The organism is Rubrivirga sp. (assembly GCF_049648075.1).
GTDB lineage: Bacteria > Bacteroidota > Rhodothermia > Rhodothermales > Rubricoccaceae > Rubrivirga.
In genome coordinates, this window is sequence record NZ_JBARYR010000748.1 from 1 (window position 1) to 2246 (window position 2246).

3 protein-coding genes are annotated in these 2246 nt (G+C 70.6%); 1 reads left to right on the top strand and 2 read right to left on the bottom strand.

Annotation, left to right across the window (positions count from 1 at the left end; genetic code table 11):
- A partial coding sequence (locus tag WBA11_RS19810; protein ID WP_424522354.1) for a hypothetical protein occupies positions 1-351 on the bottom strand: 351 nt, incomplete at its 3' end.
- Positions 352-398: 47 nt separating this feature from the next.
- On the opposite strand from WBA11_RS19810, the gene hisB reads away from it, so the two are divergent.
- Positions 399-995 carry an imidazoleglycerol-phosphate dehydratase HisB gene (gene hisB, locus WBA11_RS19815; RefSeq protein WP_424522355.1) on the top strand — a complete coding sequence of 199 codons (597 nt, stop codon included), beginning with the start codon at positions 399-401 and terminating at the stop codon, positions 993-995.
- Between the two features lie 25 nt (positions 996-1020).
- On the opposite strand, the gene WBA11_RS19820 is transcribed toward hisB, so the two are convergent.
- Positions 1021-2246: GWxTD domain-containing protein (locus WBA11_RS19820; protein ID WP_424522356.1), on the bottom strand; the 1226-nt coding region annotated here is incomplete at its 5' end.

Genomic DNA, 2246 nt, shown 5'->3' on the forward strand with positions numbered 1-2246 from the left:
CAAAGGGAACGAGAGCCCATCGACGTCCTCGAACCAAGCGGACTCCGAGCCGAGCGGGAACACCTCGGCGTCGTCGCGCGGGTTGAGGCGGTCGGCACCGGGGTCGGTGACGAAGTCGACGTCGGCGTCGAACAGGCGGAAGTAGACCTCGGGGCCACCGCCCACGTTGCCGCCGTCCCACCCCTCCCCGTTCTCGTCGACGAGGGGCGCGTCGTTGACCGTCACCTTGAGGATCTCGGCGCTGCGTGGCGGCCCTGGGTTGCCGTCGGAGTCGCAGCCGGCGACGACGAACGCGACAGACAAGAGGAGGAACGAGGCGGGCTTCATGGCGAGCGCGATGAGGTCCAGCAACGTACGGAGGGCCGCACGCGCCGCCTCCGTTCCGGGTAGCTTTCACCATGACTCTACCGCCCCGCACCGCCCACGTCGAGCGCGCCACGAACGAGACGACCGTCTCGGTCACCCTCGACCTCGACGGCGAGCCCGGATCCGACTGCCAGACCGGCGTCGGCTTCCTCGACCACATGCTCGACCTTCTGGCCCGCCACGGCCGGATGAACCTGACCGTCAAGGCCGACGGCGACCTCGAGGTCGACGATCACCACACGGTCGAGGACGTGGGCATCTGCATCGGGCAGGCGTTGGGCCAAGCGTTGGGCGACAAGGCCTACGTCGCCCGCTACGGCGAGGCGACGATCCCGATGGACGAGACGCTGGCCCGGGCCGTCATCGACCTGTCGGGCCGCGCGCACCTGACGTTCCACGCGCCGCTCGACCGCGAGCGCGTCGGCGACCTGTCGACGGACATGGTCGAGCACTTTTGGTGGAGCGTCGCCGAGCACGCGCGCGTCACGATGCACTTGGACGTGCTTCGGGGACGGAACGACCACCACCGCATCGAGGGCTTGTTCAAGGCCGCGGCCCGAGCCATTCGCCAAGCCGTCACCCGCGATCCCGGGGGCGACCCGCTGCCGAGCACGAAGGGGGCACTCTAGACGCCGGGGCCGACCTCGAGGGCGTCTACCCTCTGCCGCCTGGAACCGCGCCGCTGCGCCAGAGCTGACGGGCCTGGCGCCACACGTCCGCGTAGGCTCGGTCTCGCTGGAGCGTCAGGATGCGGAACGGGACCCCGTCGCCAGCGACGCCGGCCGTGCGCTCGAACTCGAGGACGGGCGGCGTGGCGCCGCTCTGGATGTAGGTCCAGCGCTCGCCGCGCATCGTCTGGTCGACGAACGTCGGCGGGCCGAACAGGACGTAGGCCATCCCCGGATCGGTCTTCCACCCTTCCTTGTGGACGCCGAACAGCCGGTTCGCCTCCTCGACCCGCTCATAGAACGCGCGGATGGTCGCGGACGCCAGACGCCGGTCGGCCATGCGCTCGCCCCAGAAGCGGTCGAACGCACGCCGCCTCGCGGTGTCCGTCATCGCATCGCGGATCTCACGAAGAGCCCGGTCCTCGGCGAGATACGTCAACGGGCCGACCAAGTCACCCAACCTCGTCACGGCCGGGTAGTCGCGGCGCCGGACCACGAACAAGCGGTCCTCGAGGGCGAGGCGGTCGCCGTCGGGGCTCAGCATCGCGACCTCGACGCGGTAGACGCCGGGCCGAAGCCGCGGCAACGGAGCCGTCACATCGAGGGCGGAGGCCGGATTCAATACGTCCTGCCGCACCACTTGGACCGTATCGACATGCGCCAGGTCGATCCCGCGCGCGCGCAACGCCCCCTGCCCCGGCGTCTGCCCGACGATTGGGAGGGCCGCCAGCGTATCGGACTGGACACGAACGACAGAGACGGCCGTCCGAGCCCCATCGGGCGCCGACAGTGCCTGAACGACCACGCGCAGGGAGTCGAGGCCGGCGGGGACGGAGCCCGCGTCGATGGGGACAGACTGGCCGTCCTCGAGGCGGTCGAGCCGCAGAGAGCTGAGCGACGCAGACCGCGACGGGCGGGACACGCTCACCGTCGCGTTTCTCTCGGCCGTCCGGTCGCTCGCCCGGTCCTCCGCGACAGCGCGCACCATGTAGTCGCCGGCCGGCACCGCGACGCGCTCCACCCGCCACACCCGGTCTCGCGACCCGTCGAGGGTGTCGGACGGACTGAGGGTGATGGGTGCGCCCCCCTCCTGCTCAACCGTGATCGTCCAGCGGACGACGCCCCTCGCCTGGTCTCCCTGCGACCGCAACACGAACGAGTCGGCCTCGAGGCCGAGGTAGATGTCGATCCCTGTCGAGTCGTCCTCGAGGG